Origin of the sequence: Blautia ammoniilytica, assembly GCF_025566965.1 — a bacterium.
In the GTDB taxonomy this organism is placed as follows: Bacteria; Bacillota; Clostridia; order Lachnospirales; family Lachnospiraceae; genus Blautia_A; species Blautia_A ammoniilytica.
Genome location: NZ_JAOQJL010000052.1, coordinates 1 through 21577, shown reverse-complemented (window position 1 = coordinate 21577; position 21577 = coordinate 1). Strand labels below are relative to the sequence as shown.

Annotated in this window: 14 protein-coding genes; 12 read left to right on the top strand and 2 right to left on the bottom strand. The window is 43.2% G+C overall.

The genetic code is table 11. The features are described 5' to 3' along the window. Positions 1–192 precede the first annotated feature (192 nt). On the bottom strand, positions 193–1251 hold the full coding sequence (locus tag OCV61_RS17315; protein WP_158422814.1) for a LacI family DNA-binding transcriptional regulator: 1059 nt from the start codon (positions 1249–1251) through the stop codon (positions 193–195). 254 nt (positions 1252–1505) lie between these two features. On the opposite strand from OCV61_RS17315, the gene OCV61_RS17310 reads away from it, so the two are divergent. The 11 genes from OCV61_RS17310 to OCV61_RS17260 all read left to right on the top strand — a co-directional run bounded on the left by OCV61_RS17310 (position 1506) and on the right by OCV61_RS17260 (position 14939). Next, positions 1506–2774 (top strand): ABC transporter substrate-binding protein, encoded by a 1269-nt coding sequence (locus OCV61_RS17310; protein WP_158422813.1) that lies wholly within the window; start codon positions 1506–1508, stop codon positions 2772–2774. A 206-nt stretch (positions 2775–2980) separates the two neighbouring features. Continuing rightward, complete coding sequence (locus tag OCV61_RS17305; RefSeq protein WP_158422812.1) at positions 2981–3874, top strand: carbohydrate ABC transporter permease; 894 nt, start codon at positions 2981–2983, stop codon at positions 3872–3874. Beyond that, entirely contained in the window at positions 3871–4707 is an 837-nt protein-coding gene (locus tag OCV61_RS17300) for a carbohydrate ABC transporter permease (RefSeq protein WP_158422811.1), read from the top strand. Before OCV61_RS17305 ends, OCV61_RS17300 begins: the two co-directional genes overlap by 4 nt. A 15-nt stretch (positions 4708–4722) precedes the next feature. Beyond that, positions 4723–6186: a glycoside hydrolase family protein gene (locus OCV61_RS17295; RefSeq protein WP_158422810.1), complete on the top strand. Its 1464-nt coding sequence runs from the start codon at positions 4723–4725 to the stop codon at positions 6184–6186. Positions 6187–6285: 99 nt separating this feature from the next. Then, positions 6286–7389, top strand: a complete 1104-nt coding sequence (locus OCV61_RS17290) for a glycoside hydrolase family 172 protein (protein ID WP_416797838.1) — start codon at positions 6286–6288, stop codon at positions 7387–7389. 119 nt (positions 7390–7508) lie between these two features. Further along, on the top strand, positions 7509–8189 hold the full coding sequence (locus OCV61_RS17285) for a response regulator transcription factor (protein WP_158422808.1): 681 nt from the start codon (positions 7509–7511) through the stop codon (positions 8187–8189). Beyond that, positions 8186–9715, top strand: coding sequence for a sensor histidine kinase (locus OCV61_RS17280; protein ID WP_262583316.1), 1530 nt, complete (start codon positions 8186–8188; stop codon positions 9713–9715). Before OCV61_RS17285 ends, OCV61_RS17280 begins: the two co-directional genes overlap by 4 nt. Positions 9716–9953: 238 nt before the next feature. After that, positions 9954–11258: an SPFH domain-containing protein gene (locus OCV61_RS17275; RefSeq protein ID WP_158422807.1), complete on the top strand. Its 1305-nt coding sequence runs from the start codon at positions 9954–9956 to the stop codon at positions 11256–11258. Positions 11259–11288: 30 nt separating this feature from the next. Then, the gene (locus tag OCV61_RS17270; protein ID WP_158422806.1) at positions 11289–12362 is read left to right on the top strand and encodes a TFIIB-type zinc ribbon-containing protein; all 1074 of its coding nucleotides are present in this window, start codon (positions 11289–11291) and stop codon (positions 12360–12362) included. Positions 12363–12378: 16 nt separating this feature from the next. After that, entirely contained in the window at positions 12379–13203 is an 825-nt protein-coding gene (locus OCV61_RS17265; RefSeq protein WP_158422805.1) for a TPM domain-containing protein, read from the top strand. A 71-nt stretch (positions 13204–13274) separates the two neighbouring features. Beyond that, a complete protein-coding gene (locus tag OCV61_RS17260) occupies positions 13275–14939 on the top strand; it encodes a glycoside hydrolase family 13 protein (protein WP_158422804.1) in 1665 nt (554 codons plus the stop codon). Here the strand turns inward: OCV61_RS17260 and OCV61_RS17255 are convergent. After that, positions 14860–16665 carry a helix-turn-helix domain-containing protein gene (locus OCV61_RS17255; protein ID WP_158422803.1) on the bottom strand — a complete coding sequence of 602 codons (1806 nt, stop codon included), beginning with the start codon at positions 16663–16665 and terminating at the stop codon, positions 14860–14862. The two genes, OCV61_RS17260 and OCV61_RS17255, sit on opposite strands and share 80 nt — an antisense overlap. 458 nt (positions 16666–17123) lie before the next feature. Here OCV61_RS17255 and OCV61_RS17250 point away from each other — a divergent pair. Next, a partial coding sequence (locus OCV61_RS17250; protein ID WP_158422802.1) for an Ig-like domain-containing protein occupies positions 17124–21577 on the top strand: 4454 nt, incomplete at its 3' end.

Genomic DNA, 21577 nt, shown 5'->3' with positions numbered 1-21577 from the left:
TCGTTATAATAATTAGTTGTTAGCATAGTTACATTATAACATGTAACGGAGAGAAAGATGGTTGTCGTTAGCCATCTTTTTTTCTTTTTATGATAAAAATTTGGGGAGGGTGTGACTTGGTATGAGTCACACCCTCCCTCTCTTAGAACTGTCTATTTCCCGACAACCCCTTTTATATGCAAGAAATAACAATTACCTTTCATAATTCCCGGTAGTCCGGTTCTTCTTGATCTTGGAGTTCATGGTAATGATCATGTTGGGAAGCTGTGGATTCTTGATCTTGTGGCTGAGAATCTCAGCAGCCATGATCCCCATTTCTTCACTGGGGGCAATGATGGTGGTAAGGGATGGATACAAGGAGGAAATGGTAGGGGTTCCGTCATATCCGCAGACCATCACATCCTCCGGTACCTTGATATTCAACCGCTCCAGACAGGTGAGTGCTTTCATAGCCAGGATATCATTGGCACAGACAAGCAGGCTTGGAAGCTCCAGGGCCTTAAAGCGATCCTGCATCCACAGGTCATCCTGGAAGTTTTTATTATCAGAGATAATGGAGTGTTCTTTGTAAGTAGATAGAAAACCGTAGGTCTGTGCCACGTTCAGAAAGCCTTTAAACCGGTCATAAAAGCTGAGGCAGTAATTCGGATCACCCAGAAATCCTATAGTGCTTGGCTTGCGTTCTTCGATTACAGAAGAATACAGCTTTACGGAAGCAGTATAATTGTCTGCTACCAGAATATCTGCAGGTAGGTCTCCCTGGGTAAAGGAACTGTATATGTCTGAGAAAAGCACAGGCTTTTTCAGGGTGCATAGAAATTCACAGTAATCCCGGTCAAAAATCTCCAGTGCAAGGATAGCATCTGTATTCTGGATGTGGAAACTAGCTGGTAATGTATGGTTAGCAAGCTCACAGTCTGTGATCAGATGAAGGGACAGAGAATAGCCGATCTTTCCAAGTGCCTGTTCTAACGACATCATGAAATAGGAGGCCATATGGAAGCTATCCGGTATCATATGTAAAAATAAGGCAATATTGCCGCTTTGCCCAGGCAATGCTTCTTCTTTGACTGCCTCAGGAATCGTGTCTGACCGGAAGGCCTTATAATTCATCAGTTTTGCACGGTTCAGAATGATTTCTTTTGTCTTTTGGGACACATCACCAGAGTTATTCAGAGCTTTAGATACAGTGACTCTGGAAAAACCCAGGGAATCTGCAATGTCCTGTATGGTTGTTTTTTTCTTATTCATCTCACATCTCCTGAATATAGGGTTCTTTCTATAATTCAGTATAGCGTAAAATGTTAAAAATGTAAATACATAAAATGAAAAAGTAAAAAATGTATTACTAAATATTGTGATTTAAGACAAATAGTATAAAGATAACTATACATAATTTACGAAACGATGTAAAAAAAAGAAAAGATAATTGACTATAAATGATAAATATGTTAATATAAACCTATCAAAAAAATGTAAAGAAATGAAAACAAGGAGGAAAGCAAATGAGTAAAAAGGCAATTGCACTTTTAATGGCAGGATGCATGGCTGGTTCAATGGTGGCTCCGGCTGGCACAGTAATGGCACAGGAATCAGATCTTTCAGGGACAAAGATCACATTCCTGAATACTAAAACAGAGATCCAGGATTACCTGGAAGATATGGGAGCTGCATTTAAAGAAGAAACAGGTATTGAGGTGGAATTCTATACCAATACGGAAGAGAACCATATTACCGAGAAGTATGCAGCAGGGGAGCCGTACACCATTATGATGATGGATTATCCGGATGTGGCAGATTATCAGGAATATCTGTATGATCTTAGCGGAGAGAAATGGATTGGAGACGGAGGATCCCAGTATGGTCTGACTCTGGATGGAAAAGTATATGGATTCCCATTTGTAATTGAAGCTATGGGGCTGATCTATAATGCGGATGCCATCGAGAAGATTACAGGAGAAACATTTAACTGGGAAGACTATAGCAATCTGGAAGCTTTTAAAGGTCTTTTGGACAAACTGGTAGAAGGCGGCATGGAAAGTCCGGTTGCACTGAACCAGGATGACTGGTCACTGGCAAGCCATGTATTTGGACAGGCTTATTGTGCAAGAGAAGATGGAAGTGAAGAAGCATCTTTGGCTTTTGTAGACGGACTGAAAAAGGGAGAAGAAGATCTGGCGAATGATGAGGACTTTAATGCATTAATGGATCTGATCGATGTATATATGGAGTATAACATCAACAAAGATGATCCTCTTTCTGCAACCTATGATATGAATGATGAGTATCTGAAAGAAGGAACCGTTGCATTCTGGCCAAATGGAAGCTGGGCCACAGATGTAAGCGAACTTACAGATAATGTGGGAATTATGCCATACCCGATGGATACCAAGGATGAGGTGAATGCCCATAATCTGGTCAGCGGAGCTACCAAGATGCTCGCAGTTGACGCAGCATATTCTTCTGAAGATGAGCAGAAGGCAGCTCTTGAATTTCTGAACTGGCTGGTATACAGCGATTATGGCCAGAAATTCATGGTAAATACATGTTCTCTGATTACTGCATTTTCCAATAATACACAGGAGCCTGAGGCTGCATTAAGTGCATCTGTTGCATCCTTTGTAAAGAATGGATCTTCTGTATATTGGTATCAGGCAATGCCAAGTGATCATAATACAGTAGTTGGTGCTATTCTTCAGAAATATATCTCCGGTGACATGGATCGTGATGAATTGATTTCCGAAGTCAGCGATTACTGGAAAAATCATGAATGATAATGCCAGGGGCAGCCAGAGAACTTAAGAATCCTGGTTGAACCCTGAGAAAGAGATGCTGTACAGATCTTGTGCATATATAGATGAAAGTCTGGTGCCGGGATTATACAGCATCTCTTTTGAAACAAGTGTCGGCCCCCTGGAATACAGGATCTTAAGATGCAGGATTTATAGGAATAAATGAAAGACAAACATAGGAGAGCAGCATGAGTATATCTAAAAAAAGCAGGACAAAGATAAAGAATACAGGTACATTTCTCGTATTTGCCGGACCATCGCTATTCTTTTTTGTGATGACGATCCTGGTTCCGCTTGTTTACGGCGTTTATCTAACGTTCACGGATTGGAATGGGATTTCCAGAGAAAAGAACATAGTGGGACTGGAAAATTATATAAAGGCTTTTGGGGATGTGAAATTCTGGCAGTCCCTTCTATTAACCATTATTTTTACAGGAATTGCGGTGCTTCTTGTAAATTACATAGCATTTCATTTGGCAAGGCTGGTGACGAAGGGAGTACGTTTCCAGAATTTTTACCGTGCATCCTTTTTTACCCCAAATCTGATCGGAGGAGTTGTCCTGGGGTATATCTGGCAGTTTATTTTTGGAAGGGTGTTGGTGGCTTTTGGCAAATCCCTGGATATTGGATTCCTTTCAAAGTCCTGGCTGTCTGACACAAAGCTGGCCATGGCTGCACTGATCCTGGTAACTGTGTGGCAGTATTCCGGTTATATGATGCTGATCTATATTGCCGGTCTGATGAACGTACCCAAAGAACTGCTGGAAGCCGGAAAAATTGACGGCTGTGATGAAAAAGCCTGCAGGAAATATATCGTTATGCCAATGATGATTTCTTCATTTATTATCTGTATTTTCCTTACAATTACCAGATGCTTCATGACATATGACCTGAACTTTTCATTGACAGAAGGAAATCCCTTTGGTTCAACAGTAATGGCCTCCATGTATGTTTACAGAAAAGCTTTTTCAGAGAAAAACTATGGCCTGGGACAGACAGAAGCCATTCTGCTGTTCGTGGTTTGTGCTTTTGTTTCGTTGATGCAGATCTATTTTACAAAGAAGAAGGAGGTTCAGGCATGAGAAAGAAAAAAACATACGGGAAAAGTTCTTTTCTGCTTACTGTTTTATTGCTGGTTTACATATTTCCCTTTTTCCTGGTGCTGATCAATTCCTTCAAAAGCAAAAGAGATGTGGTTAAGAATCCGCTGTCGCTTATTGGTGAAGAAGGCTTTTGTCCGGAAAATTATCTTCTTGCTTTGAAAAGAATGGATTTCTGGAATGTTTTTCTTAATTCCCTGCTGATCACGGTAGTCAGTGTGCTTTTAATCGTTCTATTTTCCAGCATGACAGCCTATCTGTTTGCAAGGTGTAAATGGAAGATCAATAAGCTGTTCTTTTCCCTGATGATCCTGTCTATGGTGATCCCTTTTCAGGTATTGATGATTCCTATTGTTTCGGTGTATGGATCAGTGCTTCATGTGCTGAACAGCCGGCTTACGCTAATCTGCATGCATGTAGGATTTGGGGTCAGTATGGGAACCTTTATGTTTCATGGTGCTATTGTAAGCTCTATCCCATTGGAATTGGAAGAGGCTGCTAAGATTGATGGCGCTTCCAGAATGAAGATTTACAGGTCTGTGGTACTGCCCCTATTAAAACCTACGGTGGTCACTTTGGTGATCATTGATTCGCTGGCAATCTGGAATGACTATCTGCTTCCAAGCCTGGTGCTGGTAAAAAAGGAATTGTACACGCTTCCTATTGCAGCCCAGTCCTTCCATGGGGATTTTTCGTCAGATTATGGATTGATGATGGCAGGAATGGTTATGTCAGTGATACCGATTCTGATTTTGTACTTTATTTTGCAGAAACATATTATTGAAGGCGTTGTGGCAGGAGCAGTAAAAGGCTGAGATTGTGAGGAGATTATGACAGGATGTAATTACATTTTTTATACACCGGAATATCAGTATGAAGGAATGCCTCATGGGGAAATGTGTGGGGATTTGATGCCTTTTTACAAAGACGGAGTGTATACATTTCTTTATCTTTATAAGTATTGCATTTATGCAATAGAGACAAAAGATTTTGTGCATTATGACCATTTCAGACTGGTGCTTCAAAATGGAACACCACAGGAGCAGGACTGGCATGCTGCAACAGGCAGTGTGTGCTGGGATGGGGAAAAATATTATTTTTATTATACCGGATTTTGCGAAGGAAACAGAGGAAAAGCAGGCAAATATGAGCAGGCAATCCTTCGGGCTGTAAGCTGGGATCTGCAGATATGGGAAAAAGACAGGGATTACATATTCTACCCGGATGAGGAGCATTTTGCAGGCAGACATTGGAGAGATCCCCATGTATTCTGGAACCCTGTTCTTGGTAAGTATTGTATGCTGGTTACTGCCTGTGAAAAGGATGGGGATAAGAATCGCAGCGGCTGTACCGCAGTATATGTTTCAGAGGATATACGAAGCTGGAAATATTATGATACCATCTGTTCGCCGCGGATAGATCCCACTTTGGAATGCCAGGACGTTTTTCAGATGAATGGAAGATGGTATCTGACGTATTCCTCCTATGAAAAACAATGGGAAACAAAATATAAAATGGCTGATTCTTTTAAAGGTCCATGGGTACCGCCTCTCTGGGATGAAAAATTTGACGGCAGGGATTTCTATGCTGCAAAAACAGTTTCTGACGGGATCAACCGATATCTGGTGGGATGGCAGTCTATCCGGAAGGACTGTACCAATGATGGCAGGTACGTATGGGGCGGAAATGTGATCGTCCATCAGTTGGTTCCAAGAGAAAATGGAGAACTTGGTGTAAAAATACCGGATACGATCCTTCAGTCTTTTTCTAAAAGAATAAGTCTGGAACAGATTCCTAAATCTGGATTTTGGAAATGCAGTTCAAAAACAGGAACAGCAGATTTGCTGACAGAAGGAGTTTCCAAGGATGGTTTTGGCTGGATACAGCTGGGGGCAATGAAAAATGTATGTCTGATAAAAGCCAGATTGCAATGGACAGAAGGAACTCATGCAGTTGGAATCATGTTCCATGTCTCAGGAGATAAAATGAATCAATGGTGCCAGCTGCGTCTGGAACTGGGGCATGACCGAATGGTACTGGAAAGATCCGGGAAAACAGAAAAGGATCAGTTTTTTGAAGAAACCCGCCCTGTTCATTTTAAAGAAGACAGAACTGTACAGATTTTCATTCTTACATCTAATGATATTGTGGCAGCTTATGTTGATGATGTGGCCCTTTGTGGAAGATGTTATGGTTTTACACCTGGTAATGCAGGAGTTTTTGCAGAATACGGAAGCGTGCAGGTACAGCAGTTTGAAATGTACGAAGGGGAAGAACAGAACGAAATCAGATAACAGAACGAAATCAGATAACAGAACGAAATCAGATAACAGAACAAAAGATTGCAACCAAAGAATTGGATTGTCAGATATGTGTTCTGATGACAGGAGGCGCTGATGAATTTATTTGGGAATATTTTTCCTTATGGGAAGTTTGGCAGTTCCCGTGCCATTAATGGGGAAAATCCTACGGGAGAAAAAGGTAAAGGAGGAATGGCATCGGGAAGCCTGGGCAAAGGCCGAAAAGGTCATCCATGCCTTACTGATATTGCACCAGGCAGTACTACAGTTCTGGCAGATATACATGGGTGTGGGGTAATTAATCATATTTGGATTACAGTAGATAACAAAACCTCTCAGGGTGACTGTTTTGTGCTTCGGGACCTGATACTTCAGATGATCTGGGATGAGGAAGAATATCCAGCTGTAGAGGTACCATTGGGGGATTTCTTCTGCTGTGGCTTTGGAAAAGAATGTATGGTAAATTCTTATCCCATCGCAGTAGTGCCGTCTCGTGGACTGAACTGCTATTTTTCTATGCCATTCAGGAAAAGAGCACAGATCCGCTTGATCAGCCAACATAAAAATCCTGTGCCAGCCTTTTTTTACCAGATTGATTACTGTTTGTATGATTCTCTGCCGGATCCAGTATTTTATTTTCATGCAAAATGGAACCGGGAGCCTGTAACCTGTAAAAAGAAGGATTATACCATTCTGGACGGGGTTCATGGAAAAGGCATTTATGTAGGAACTTATATTGCACTACAGACACTGGAACGGTATTGGTGGGGAGAGGGAGAAGTGAAATTTTATTTGGATGGAGATAAGGATTACCCTACTATCTGTGGCACCGGAATGGAGGATTATGTGGGCGGTTCCTGGAGTTTTGCAAGCCCGGAACCTGGTAAAATGAAAGAACAGACCTATTCCACTCCTTTTCTTGGATATCCTTATTATTCTGCCCATGATGATCTGACTACGCATCCTTATCATAACGATGACTGTCCTCCCATGCGGGGAATGTACAGGTTCCACATTCCGGATCCCATATATTTCCAGGAAGATATCCGCGTAACTGTACAGCAGATCGGAATGTCACATAATGGATTGTTTGAGCGGCAGGATGATGTGTCCAGCGTGGCATATTGGTATCAAATGGAGGGTGGGAAGAACCGGTATGAACCGCTGCCACCAAAAGAGGAACGGTGGCCCCGATAAACTTGTGGATAGCAATCATATCCCTTCACACAAAAGTCACAAACTTGCCTTGAAATGCCCACAAATCAGTTATATTATATATTTATAATTTTTTGGGCGGATAACAAGGAGGTTTATAAATGGATACACTTAAGATTCTCGTAGTGGATGATGAAAGCCGTATGAGAAAGCTGGTAAAGGACTTTCTGTCAAAGAAGAATTTCCAGGTGCTGGAAGCCGGTGATGGTGAAGAGGCCATGGATATATTTTATAAAGAAAAGGATATTGCATTGGTGATCCTGGACGTGATGATGCCGAAGATGGATGGCTGGGAAGTGTGCAGGGAGATCCGCAAGGATTCCAAAGTGCCTATTATCATGCTTACTGCAAGAAGTGATGAAAGAGACGAGCTTCTGGGTTTTGATCTGGGAGTGGATGAGTATATATCCAAGCCATTCAGTCCTAAGATCCTGGTGGCAAGGGTAGAGGCGATCCTGCGCCGTACAGGGCAGGGCAGCCAGCAGGATGTACTGTCAGCAGGCGGGATCGTGATTGATAAGGCTGCGCATCTTGCTACTGTAGATGGGAAGGCTATGGATTTAAGTTTCAAAGAATTTGAACTTCTCACATACTTTCTGGAGAATCAGGGCATTGCCCTTTCCAGAGAGAAGATCCTGAATTCTGTATGGAATTATGACTATTTTGGAGATGCAAGAACCATTGACACCCATGTAAAGAAGCTGCGCAGCAAAATGGGTGAGAAAGGGGAATACATCAAGACAGTTTGGGGTATGGGCTATAAGTTCGAGGTGGGAGAATGAAATCACCAGGGAAGCATAAAAAAGCCGCAAAAGCTCCAAAACTGCACACTATGAAGCACCAGATCACCTTTACTTTTATAGGGCTTCTTTTACTGTCCGTGCTTGCAATTACGTTGATCAATGGAATTTTTCTTGAAAAATACTATGTGTCACGGAAGAAAGAGGTTTTGCTGGAAGCCAAAGAGGTTCTGGCGCAGATCGATGTTGATGAAGTGGTCCACGATGACGGTACAGAAGAGGAATTGCCTTCGCAAATCGCACAGTCAGGTTCCAGAAATAATCTTACCTGGGTATTGATCAACAGCGATAACACCAAGTATATCTGCTGGCCGGAGAATGAGGATCAGCTGCGAAACAAGCTGTTTTTCGGGTATGCAAGCAATCTGGATGATGACAAAGTAAAGAGCAAGATCCTGGAATCCACTGACGACTATGTGGTACAACAGGTACATGACCGTTTTGTGGGTATGGATTATGTAGAATGCTGGGGCGTTTTTGATAATGGGAATTATTTCCTGATTCGGAGTCCGCTGGAAAGTATCCGGGAAAGCGCTGCCATATCCAATAAGTTTTATTTCTTTGTAGGAGCGCTGATCATTATTGCCAGCGGTATTGTGATCTGGCTCGTAACAGGAAGGATCACAAAGCCGATCAGCGAACTGACTGAGCTGTCAAGAAAAATGTCAGATCTGAATTTTGAAGCAAAGTATGAAAGCCATGCAGGCAACGAGATCGATGTTCTGGGAGATAATTTCAACCGGATGTCCGGCCAGCTGGAGGCTACTATTTCAGAGCTTAAATCTGCTAATAACAAGCTTCAGAAAGATATTGCAGATAAGGTTAAGATCGATGAGATGCGTAAAGAATTCCTGGATAATGTATCTCATGAGCTGAAGACCCCCATTGCCCTTGTACAGGGGTATGCAGAAGGACTGAAGGAAGGGATCAATGATGATCCGGAAAGCATGGAGTTCTACTGTGATGTGATCATGGACGAAGCATCAAAGATGAATAAGCTGGTGAAAAATCTTCTTACCTTGAATCATCTGGAATCCGGCAGGGATGAGATCGTGATGGAACGCTTTGACCTGACAGCTTTGATCCAGGGGGTTCTGTCCACCATGGATATTATGATCCAGCAAAAAGAGGCAAAGATCATTTTCGAGGAAGAGAAGCCAGTTTATGTTTGGGCAGATGAGTTTAAGACTGAGGAAGTAGTTACCAATTATGTAAGCAATGCCCTGAACCATCTGGAAGGGGAACACGAGATAGAGATCAAGATCCTGAAAGAAGAAAGTACAGTAAAGGTTACAGTCTTTAATACAGGAACGCCTATACCGGAGGAGGATATTCCCAAGCTGTGGAATAAGTTCTTCAAAGTGGATAAAGCCCGCACCAGGGAATATGGCGGCAGTGGTATTGGCCTTTCTATTGTCAAGGCGATCATGGAAGGCATGAACCAGAAATATGGAGTTGTGAATTTTGATAACGGAGTGGAATTCTGGTTTACCCTTGACAGAAAATAGTATCTGACAGAAAAAAGCATTTGACAGGACAGGACTAAAAAGATCTGAAAAGACAGAGCCTGGAATTTATCCGGCAGTGACAGCATAAAAGGAAAGCAGAGATATTTGTTCTGCTTTCTTTTTTTATGCGTTTTTTGAAAAAATTAAGGAAAAATGCATTTCATTCAAATAGGTGATGAAAAAAAAAGGGAAATGAGGTAAAATAATAAATAATAACATTTTTACGGGAGGTAGAAGTATGGGATTACTTAAGGCTGGAATAGGTGCAGTTGGAGGCGTGCTGGCAGATCAGTGGAAGGAATATTTTTATTGTGAAGCTATGGATCGGGACATTCTTGTGATGAAGGGCAGGAAACGGACTGGGAAAAGATCTTCCAATAAAAAAGGAGATGACAACATTATTTCCAATGGCTCTGTGATCGCAGTTGCAGACGGACAGTGTATGCTTATTGTGGATCAGGGCAAGGTAGTGGAGGTGTGTGCACAGCCTGGGGAATTCGTCTATGATACTTCCACAGAACCAAGTATTTTTTCTGGTGATCTGGGAGAAAGCCTGAATAATACCTTTAACAAGATCGGACAGAGATTTGCATTTGGCGGAGATACAGGGAAAGATCAGAGAGTATATTATTTTAATACAAAGGAGATTATGGATAACCGTTTCGGAACTCCTTCTCCTATCCCATTTCGGGTGGTAGACAGAAATATCGGTCTTGATATAGATGTGTCTGTACGTTGTAATGGAGTATATTCCTACAGGATCACTGACCCCATTCTGTTTTATACAAATGTGTGCGGCAATGTTTCTGAGGAATACACAAGAGAGGAACTGGACAGTCAGTTAAAGGCGGAGTTCCTTACAGCACTACAGCCTGGTTTTGCAAGGATTTCGGAGATGGGGATCCGTCCGAATGCGATTCCGGGACATTTAATGGAACTGACAGATGCTATGGATAAGATCCTTAGTGAGAAATGGCAGGGACTGCGCGGTTTGAAGATCGTAGCAATCGGCATGAATCAGGTTACACTTCCTGAAGAAGATGCTGAGATGATCAAACAGGCTCAGAGAATGGCTATTTTACAAAATCCGTCGATGGCAGCAGCCACATTGGCAGGAGCACAGGCAGAGGCAATGAAGATGGCTGCTTCTAATCAGAATGGAGCCATGATGGGATTTGCCGGCATGAATATGGCATCTGCACAAGGCGGTATGAATATGCAGGGGCTTTACCAGATGGGAGCACAGCAGAATATGGCAGGGATGCAGCAGGGAATGCCTGGGGCACAGCCATATATGGCAGGGATGCAGCAGGGAATGCCTGGAGCGCAGCAGAACATGGCAGGGATGCAGCAGGGGATGCCTGGTGCACAGCAGACTGCGCCAGGAAGCTGGCAGTGCCAGTGCGGCACGATTGCAACCGGGAAATTCTGTCCGGAATGTGGTTCTCCAAGACCGGTTGTACAGGATCAGTGGACCTGCTCCTGTGGCACAGTAAATAAAGGGAAATTCTGCCAGGAGTGCGGAAAGAGCAGACCTTTTTGATGTACTAACACAGGGAAAGGAGACAACCGGATGAGTGATGTAATGGAATATAAGTGCCCGGCCTGCGGTGGGGCTATGGAGTTTGACAGCAAGACACAGCAGTTAAAGTGCCCATACTGCGATACCCAGATCAGTGTGGAAGAATGGGAAAGACAGAATGCAAAAGACCAGGGAACCGCTCAGTGGACATCAACAGGTAACGAAACCTGGTCCCAGGAAGAAACCCAGGATATGAAGGTTTATGTGTGTCAGTCCTGTGGAGGCGAAATTATTGCAGAACAGACTACAGGAGCATCTTCCTGTCCTTTCTGCGGGAATAAAATCGTTGTAAAAGGTCAGTTTGCAGGAGATCTGAAGCCGGACCGCATCATACCTTTCAAGCTGGATAAAAAGGCAGCAAAGGAATCTTATAAGAACCATCTGAAGGGAAAAAGCTTTTTGCCTTCTGTATTTGCAAGGGAAAATCATATTGATGAAATAAAAGGAGTATACATTCCTTTCTGGCTTTTTGATTCAGATATTCATGCAGATGTTTCCTACAAAGCAGAAAAGATCCGGGTATGGGAACAGGGCGACATGGAATATACCGAGCGGAAATCCTATGATGTAAAACGAGGCGGGAATATGTCTTTTTCCCATTTACCGGTAGACGGATCCCGCAAAATGGATAATACCCTTATGGAATCCATAGAACCATTTGATTTTGCAGAGGCTGTTCCGTTTCAGAATGCTTATCTTGCAGGATACTTTGCAGACCGGTATGATGTGGAAGCCAAAGACAGCCAGGAACGGGTTACACAGCGGATCCGTAAAAGTGCAGAATCAGCCATGAGTCAGGATATGGAGCATTATACTTCTGTAAATATGGCGCACAGTGATATACATATTTTGAATGCAGAGTACATGTATGTGTTATATCCGGTATGGCTTTTAAGCACCACATGGAATGGGGAACACTATCTTTTTGCCATGAATGGACAGACAGGAAAGATGGTAGGAGATCTGCCGGCTGATAAACAGGCATTCTGGAAATATGTGCTGTCCAGAGGCGTAGCCATCGGCGCTGTCCTTTATGGACTTATGTGGCTGCTGATGCTATTATAGGAGGGGGGACAAGACAATGAGAAAAAGAATTTGTAGAACTGTAACTTTATTTCTTGTGACTGTTCTCACCACTATGAGTGCAACACAGATTATACCTGTGAATGCAGAAGAGGTTCAGGAACACGGAGCCCTTCTGGTAGATAATGCCGGGATCCTGGAAAAAGAACAGTATGAAGAGCTGGAAAAGAAACTTGAAGAGGTAAGTACACAGCAGGCCTGTGATGTAGTGATTGTTACGGTGCCGGATCTGGAGGGAAAGGAATCCTCTGTATACGCAGATGATTATTATGACCTGCAGGGATATGGACAGGGATCAGATCTGGATGGTATCCTGTTTCTGCTGGATATGGGAGACAGGAACTGGGCTATCAGTACCAGCGGCTTTGGAATCACTGCATTTACAGATGCAGGACAGGAGTATATCATCGAACAGATTTCCACAGAACTGAAGGATGATGATTATTACGAAGCATTTGAGGACTTTACCTCTCTTTGCGATGAGTTCCTGACACAGGCGAAAACAGGAGAGGCATACGATACCGACCACCTTCCCAAAGAGACCCCGGGCCTTTTCTGGATACCGGCAGATCTTCTGATCGGTCTGGTAATCGCACTGATCATTGGGCTTATCAAGAAAAGCAAACTGACGTCTGTAAGGCAAAAAGTAAGTGCACAGGATTATGTGGTGCCAGGCAGCATACGGCTTACCACCAGACAGGATCATCTGGTGAACTGCATAGTTACAAAGAAACCGATTGAGAGACAGGAAGAGAATTCCGGCAGCACTACACATACTTCCTCCCAGGGGAAAACCCATGGAGGATCCAGCGGGAAATTCTAAGAGAATTGCAGTACGATTCTTATCCAAAGACATTCTTAAAGATTACTAAAACAGAAAGGAAAAGAATATAAATGGAAAAAGCATGGTGGAAAGAAGCGGTTGTTTATCAGATTTATCCCAGAAGCTTTATGGACAGCAATGGAGATGGGATCGGAGATATCAAAGGGATTACATCCAGATTGGATTACCTGCAACAGCTTGGGATCAGCGTGATCTGGTTATCACCGGTTTATCAATCCCCAAATGATGATAATGGATATGACATCAGTGATTACCAGGCGATCATGACAGAGTTTGGAACGATGGAGGATTTTGATGAAATGCTCACGGAGGCTCACAAGCGTGGGATCCGGATCCTGATGGATCTGGTGGTGAACCATACCTCTGATGAACATAAATGGTTTGTGGAAAGCCGTAAGAAAGAAGACAATCCTTATCATGATTATTATATCTGGAGACCTGCAAAAGAGGGAAACCTTCCACCTAACAACTGGGGGTCCGTTTTCGGGGGTTCTGCATGGCAGTATGATGAAGAGCGGCAGATGTACTACCTGCACCTTTTTTCAAAGAAGCAGCCAGATCTGAACTGGGACAATCCCCAGGTGCGAAAAGAAGTTTTTGATATGATGAACTGGTGGTGTGAAAAGGGCATCGATGGTTTTCGCATGGATGTGATCAGTATGATTTCCAAGACAAAGGAGATGCCGGATGGAGAAACCCACTGCGGTAAGTATGGAGACTTTGGGAAATATTGCATCCATGGTCCCAATGTGCATAAATACCTGAAAGAAATGAATGAAAAGGTGCTTTCCAGATATGATATTATGACAGTTGGGGAAACAGCAGGAGTTACTGTTGAGGAAGCCCAGAAGTATGCTGGCAAAGATGAGCATGAGCTGAATATGGTATTTCAGTTTGAACATGTGGACGGAGGCAAATACGGGAAGTGGACGGATGAACCCAAGCCATTAACAGAGCTGAAACAGATCCTGTCAAAATGGCAGACCCAGCTTTATGGAAAAGCATGGAACAGTCTTTTCTGGGATAATCATGATCAGCCAAGGGTAGTATCACGCTATGGCAATGACAGTAAGGAGTACAGAGAAGTGTCTGCGAAGATGCTGGCTACCTGCCTTCATATGATGCAGGGAACGCCGTATATATATCAGGGAGAGGAACTGGGAATGACCAATTATCCTTTCAAGACCCCGGCAGATTTTCATGATATTGAAAGCATTAATGCATACAGGGAATGGTGTGAAAGCGGAAGCTTAAGCCATGAGATATTCTGGCCATGCCTTACCTTTATAAGCAGGGATAATGCCCGTACTCCGGTACAATGGGACGACAGCCAAAGTGCAGGTTTTACCACAGGAACGCCCTGGATGCCTGTAAATCCTAATTACAAAGAGATCAATGCCAAAGCAGAGCTTCAGGATCCCCAGTCTGTGTTCTATTATTACAAAAAACTGATCCAGCTCCGGAAAGAGTATCCGGTGATCGTATATGGAAAATACCAGCTGCTTCTCCCTGATGATCCGGATCTTTTCGTATATACCAGGGAACTGGAGAAGGAGAAGCTTCTGGTTGTATGCAATTTTTCAGGCAAAGAACAAAGCATTCAGCTGCCGGAAGAATTTGTAAATGGCAAATGCCTTATTTCCAATCTTCCGGGTCAGTATGATCAGCAGCAGGTGCAGCTGAAGCCTTATGAGGCATTTGTGCTGTATCGCTGATCGGAATGACCATATTTTCAAATGCATGCAGCATTTTAGGATGACGGATCAAAAAGTGCATGGCAGGAGCTTTGTTTTTGGAAACCATGACCCAGCTGCCTTTGTGGATCTGGATCTGGATATTGGAAAAAGCAGTTTCTGTGGTCAGGCGGCAGGTATAATTGGGATGGCATTCCTGGAATTTTTTAAGAAGCAGCAGATGCTTCTGGTAGTCATCCCAGCTGTAGAAAATATCTTTTTCGCAGAAAATACCTGACAGAGAAAGCCGCATGGGAGATCTGTGGAATTCTTCTTCGGTAAGAAGGGGCATCTCCTCTGTGATGGTATCTCTGGAAAGGATCTGCAGTGCCATTTCCAGCTGTTCTCTGGCATGAGACAGGATTTGCGTCCGTTCTTCAGGGGTAACCTGATTGTGATCCATGATCTGGCAAAGCAGGGCTTCATCTGCTGTGTAAAGAGGCAGTGAGGACAGGATCCCATACCGGCTGCCGCCAGAAGCAATATCCGAATGTAAAAACGCATGATAAAGAGAACGGGAATCCTTACCATAGATTTCCATTAGGGGCAGAGCCTTGGATAACAGGTGCTCTGCTCTTTTTTTATAATAAGCAACTTCTTCTTTATTATTGGTAAGATAATACCGGCCATTTTCGTGAAAACCTGTAATGGCTTCGCCGGAAAGAGCCGCACTGCCGGATACCTTCAATAAATGGGAAAAGGTAAGGTTGGCAGGAGTTTTCAGATAGTAGGGGGAGATCTGGCCGGTCATATACATGGGGATCCAGCTTTCAAGTCCCAGCATCATATCTGTAAAGGAACGGTTCAGACAGTGGATCTGATTCAGATGCAGTCCTTTCTTTAACATCACGGCCATGCCAAACATCCATTTTTTCGGGAAATCCGGATCTTTTGCCATTTCTTCCATAGGCATGTCGCTGTACATGGTCACAGCTTCCATGGATTTGGAAAGAACTGTGGTTTTCAGAAAAGCCAGTTCGCTGTCCATCATTTCAGACAGACCGTAATAGGATTTTGAAATGGGAAACTGGAAAGGTACAGAGGGTACTTTCATTTTATCAAAATGAATCACACGGATGTACTCGTTCAGGTCAAATTCATCCAGCTTTCGGAGAAAATCTGAAAGATCGTCTTTCTCTTTATTTTCACCCTGTATCAGCCACTGGGAAAGAACTTCAAAATATGCAGTATCATCCATAAGCTCCTGAGGATCGCAGCCGGTAAGGCGGGCAACCATAGTACGGTGGGAGGCTTCCGGATATCGTTTTACTACAAAATGGGCGGTTCCTTCAGCGAAAAGCCGGGGATCGGAAGGCGTCCGCTGGCCATTTCTGATTCTGGAAATATAAGATGAGTCATAATTCAGTGCACGGGCCAGATCAGATACGCTGATAGAAAGACTTGACAAAAGGGCGTGGAAATTACGGGAAAACCGGTTCTCCAACTGAGGATTCATATCTGCAGCAGTGGAAAAAGAATCTGCAATTTTTTGGAATGTAAGATCGCTTTGACCGTTTTCAACAGCAAGCTGAGAAATTGCCTGGCATAGAAGTTCAAAATGCTGTGAATCCGGGGAGGGGATGCGCTCACCGGAACGGTAACGGCTGATGGTAGCACCGGAGATGCCGGAATAACGGGAAAGCTGGCTGGCTGTACAGCCCAGTGCATCTATGTACTGGTTCAGAATATCTTTAAATGAAGCTGGCATATATATGGACCTCCTTATAGAAACCAAAACACCCCGCAGGATACTTTCTGGTGAATGATTACAATTATATATAAAATCTGCAGGACAGTCAAACTCATGGACACAACGTCTGGCAAGACTATTCACGGACAGAGCATCTGGTAAGACTATTCACTGAGCTAGCAAGAGAAGGAATGTGATTATTGAAGAAAAAATTCTCATACGGACCATAAAAATACGCGAAAAACATGTTTTTCTACGTGAATGACTTGCCAAAAGATTGGAATTATATGGTATAATATACAAAGACCAATTATGATCTTTGGACAAAGTATTGAATCAGGCCCTGTGATTCGGGCACAGTTATGGAAGGTTTGTGAAGATTTACTTAGGATGAAGATCATAGGCCCGGATGTATTCACACATTCATTAGATAACATCAGGGTCAAAATGGTTATTTTTATAAAAGGAGGAACGATATGGCAAATAAGAAGAAAATACCTGCTCGGGCGTTGGCCTGCCTTTTGTCTACAGCAATGGTTCCAGGTTCTCTTCCTATGGATGTGCTTACTGTTTATGGAGCAGAAGCAGAAGAGTTCTCAGACGGAAAGACAAGCGAAGCGGATATCACACCACTTGATGCGGATGCAGTGGATGATGCTGTTGAGACAGCAGACTTTACATCCGGCAGTGAGGTGACAGCGGATGTTGTTTCCGAGGAAGCATCAGTAGATGTGCAGAGTGCGGATCCGAATTTTAACTACACACTCAGCGAGACAGATAAAACACTGAAGGTTGGAGATACAGGAAGTGTTTCCGGTACAGCTGTGTTAGGAAGCAGTGTAGTTGTTCCCACAGCGATTTCCTATGCTTCATCCAATTCGGCAGTGGTCGCAGTAGATCCGTCTACAGGATTCTATGAGTGCAAGGCAGAGGGCACAGCAGCTGTGACCGCAACTGTTGAGTACACAGACAACAGTACCTATAATCCAAAAACCTACAGAGTTGTAAAGACCCTGAACATTACTGTTACAAAGGATGCAGAACCGCAGCTTACCGTGACAGTGAAGCAGCCGACTGTATCCGTAGAACTGGATGCAAAGGCAGATGCAATTGCTGTTTATGATCTTAAGAGTAATGTGACTGTAGAGAATGCAGAAACAAATGGGGTACAGTATTCTATCATAGATGCTGCTACAGGAAAAACTCCAGATGATTCAGCAGCAACAGTAGGTCAGAAAAATGGGCTGGCTACATTTAAGAAAGCCGGCAAATATGTTGTTACTGTTTTGGCACTCGGAAATGGTCAGGCCAAGACAGAGAAAGTTATCTTCGACGTAACCAAGAAGACCGCCGCCGCAGATGATTTTACATATGAGATCAATGAGTTGCAGAGAACACACACGGTAGGTGAGAGCGGCAGTGCTGCTGGTACTGCTTTGCTTGGCAACCAGGCGGTGATGGCAGGTGTTGAGTACAGTTCATCTGATGACAAGGTTGTAAAAGTAGATAACAAAGGTGCATACCAATGTGTAGGTGCTGGCACAGCTACCATTACGGTAACAGCTACCTATGATGATCCGGACACAGGCAAGAAATACCAGAAAAAGGTTAATCTTGCGATCACTGTTAAGGATATTGAGCCTGCAAAGCCTGAACTGATTGCATCTCAGACAGATGTTTCTCTGGAACTGGATGCAATTGATGGCGCAACAGCAAAATACAATCTGAGGTCTATTCTTTCTGTTGAAAATGGAGATTTCTCAAATGTAACATATGAGTCTTCTGATGCGTCAAATGCTGACGTTGCAGCTGACGGAACAGCTACATTCAAGAAAGCAGGCGAGTACAAAGTACGGGCTTATATTGGATCCAGCAGCGTTACCATCAACTTCCATATCACGAAGAAGGGTGTTCCGGCACCGATTATCACAGCAAACCAGACAGATGTTTCTCTGGAACTGGATTCTGCAGATGATGCTGAAGTAAGCTACAATCTGAAGTCTATCCTTTCCGTTGAGAATGGACTATTTGCAAATGTAAAGTATGAGTCTTCTGATGAGACAAATGCGAAGGTTGAACTGAACGGAACAGCTACATTCAAGAAGGCCGGCGAATACACCGTACGGGCTTATATTGAATCAAGCAGCGTTACCATTAACTTCCATATTACGAAGAAGGGCGTTGCAGCACCGACTATCACAGCCAACCAGACAGATGTAGATATTGAGCTTGGTGCAACAGAGACAGAGAGAGTATACAATCTTAAATCTATTCTGAATCTTACAGATGCAGAGTGGACAGATGTAGATATTCAGTCTTCTGATGCAACAAATGCAGAGATTAATTCTACCGATGGTACAGTGAAGGTAAAGGAAGCTGGTGAGTATACCGTTAAAGCTACGGTTACAACCAAGGGAGGAAGCCAGTCCGTAACTGTTAACTTCCATGTAACAAGAGAAGCGGCAGCTAAACCTGCTATTACTGCGAAACAGAAAGAAGTAAATATCACTCTTGCCAGCGGCAAGACTGTTACTTACAATCTGAAGGCAAACTTCACACTTTCCAATCTTGATTGGACAGACGTAGATATCCAGTCTTCTGATGCGACAAATGCAGCGGTTAATCCTACCGAGGGCACAGTTACATTCAGTAAGGTAGGTTATTATACTGTTACAGCAGTGGAGAAGACAAGCGCAGCAACAAGTGATATCATCATCTTCCATGTTACTTCAGCAGTTCAGGAAGCTGGTGCAAGCATCAGCGGTGGACAGAATGTTCAGCTTTCCGAAATCGGGGATGCTTTTAATGCAGATAAGACACTGACTGTGATGGATTTTGATGGTACAAAGCTTGAACATGGCAGTGCAGGCGTTGTGTGGACTTCTGATAATGAAGCAGTTGCTACAGTTACAGATGGTGTGATCGTTGCAGTAAGTCAGGGTACAGCTGTTATTACAGCTACTCTGCCGAATGGCAATTATACTACTTACACTGTTACAGTTGCACCGGCACAGATTTCCACAGAGATATCTACCTTTAACGTAGATCTGAATGACAAGAATCTGGATCCTGAGGATTATGTCATTGCCCCTCTTCTTACAGTGAAGAATGCAAAGATGGATGATGTCGTATATTCAGACTTCAACGAGAACATTATTAAAGTAGGTGTTGAAGGACATGTATCCTTTATGGGCGCTACAGGTACCACTTATGTACGTGCTCAGATCAAGAATACTGATGCATATGTGATCATTACGTTCAATGTAACGAATTCCGCTACACCGGATCCGATCACCATCAACTATGCACCAAATGCTCTGCAGAATATTGAAGTGAAAGAAGGACAGGCTTATGAGAAGAACCTGCGTGATTTCATTGAAGTAAAACAGGGCAGTGCTTTTACAGATCTTACAAATGTGACCTGGAGCAGCAATGATGATTCTGTTGCAAAAGTTGATAACGGTGTTGTTACAGGTGTGAAAGCCGGTACAGCAGTGATCACTGCAACAACGGTAGATGGTTATTATGTAACCTTCACAGTGACTGTAAAGAACGCTATGAAGCTGAATGCTACACAGACCGCCTTTGCAGTAGATTTGAAAGATAATAAGACAGTAGATCTGAATACTTATCTGAATATTACAAATCCGGAGACAAAGCCGGGAACAACAGATGAGTATACACTGAATGATGTGACTTATACCACATCTACAGATGAGATCGCTGAAGTTACAGGAGGCAAGGTTACTTTTAAGAAGACAGGATTAGCTGAAGTTAAGGCAGACCTTAACGGACAGACTGTTACCTTTACCTTCATTATTAAAGATACCACAGCTCCGTTACCAGTTGAGATCAACTTTAAAGCAAATGCTGAGTCCACTGTAGAGGTTGCAGAGGGAAAAGTATTCGATGAAAATCTTCGTGACAGAGTGGAACTGACCAATGGCGGTGACACCCGAGACATCACATGGACATCCCTGGATGAATCAATTGCTTCCGTATCCAATGGTATGGTGAGAGGTGTGAAAGCAGGCGAAACTACTGTGATCGCATCTACCAAGGATGGTTACTATGTAACATTTAAGGTGACTGTTGTTGCAGAGCCTAAGATGGAAGTGTCTCAGACAGAGTTTGATATTGACAGAGCAGAGCAGACAAGCCTGGATCTGAAGGCATACCTGAAGCTTCTGAATACTACAACAGATCAGCTTGATACAGATGTAACTTATACTGCATCCGCAGATGAGATCGCATCCGTTGGACCAGATGGTGTTGTTACCTTTAACGGTACAGGAACCACCAATGTGAAAGCTGAGTATAAAGGACAGGTGATCACCTTTACCTTCCATATCACAGATTCCACAACACCGGATCCTGTTAAGATTGATTATACAGCTACAGCTGAGAAATCAATCGAAGTAACTGAAGGGGAAGCATATCCTACCAGCCTGGTAGATTATATTGAACTGACTAAGGGTGGAGCACCGGCAGATATCACAAGCGTGACCTGGAGCAGTAATGATGATTCTGTTGCAAAGGTTGACGGTGGTGTTGTTACAGGCTTAAAACCAGGTACTGCTGTAATTACAGCAACCACAGTTGATGGCTATTATGTAACCTTTACTGTTAAAGTGAATCCAAAGGCTCTTGCAAATGTAGCTTTGAAAGTACCAGGTACAAATGTAATTAACCTTACACTTGACAGTGCAGTTAATGCAAGCAAAGACCTTTCTGAACTGGTAGAGTCAACTACCGTTCCAACCGCAGATGTTAAAGGATTTACATGGAGCAGTGATAATACAGATGTTGCAGTTGCTGCTAATGGTACTGTAAAGGCTGTGAATCCAAGGGCACTGAAAAAGTCTGATTCTAAAAAAGAATTGGGCTTTTTTTCGTATTTCCATTATAATAGAAATATAAGGAGGGAGCG

Coding starts and splice junctions, on each gene's coding strand:
- OCV61_RS17315 (WP_158422814.1), bottom strand. CDS start 1,251: ATGAATAAGAAAAAAACAACCATACAGGACATTGCAGATTCCCTGGGT.
- OCV61_RS17310 (WP_158422813.1), top strand. CDS start 1,506: ATGAGTAAAAAGGCAATTGCACTTTTAATGGCAGGATGCATGGCTGGT.
- OCV61_RS17305 (WP_158422812.1), top strand. CDS start 2,981: ATGAGTATATCTAAAAAAAGCAGGACAAAGATAAAGAATACAGGTACA.
- OCV61_RS17300 (WP_158422811.1), top strand. CDS start 3,871: ATGAGAAAGAAAAAAACATACGGGAAAAGTTCTTTTCTGCTTACTGTT.
- OCV61_RS17295 (WP_158422810.1), top strand. CDS start 4,723: ATGACAGGATGTAATTACATTTTTTATACACCGGAATATCAGTATGAA.
- OCV61_RS17285 (WP_158422808.1), top strand. CDS start 7,509: ATGGATACACTTAAGATTCTCGTAGTGGATGATGAAAGCCGTATGAGA.
- OCV61_RS17280 (WP_262583316.1), top strand. CDS start 8,186: ATGAAATCACCAGGGAAGCATAAAAAAGCCGCAAAAGCTCCAAAACTG.
- OCV61_RS17275 (WP_158422807.1), top strand. CDS start 9,954: ATGGGATTACTTAAGGCTGGAATAGGTGCAGTTGGAGGCGTGCTGGCA.
- OCV61_RS17270 (WP_158422806.1), top strand. CDS start 11,289: ATGAGTGATGTAATGGAATATAAGTGCCCGGCCTGCGGTGGGGCTATG.
- OCV61_RS17265 (WP_158422805.1), top strand. CDS start 12,379: ATGAGAAAAAGAATTTGTAGAACTGTAACTTTATTTCTTGTGACTGTT.
- OCV61_RS17260 (WP_158422804.1), top strand. CDS start 13,275: ATGGAAAAAGCATGGTGGAAAGAAGCGGTTGTTTATCAGATTTATCCC.
- OCV61_RS17255 (WP_158422803.1), bottom strand. CDS start 16,665: ATGCCAGCTTCATTTAAAGATATTCTGAACCAGTACATAGATGCACTG.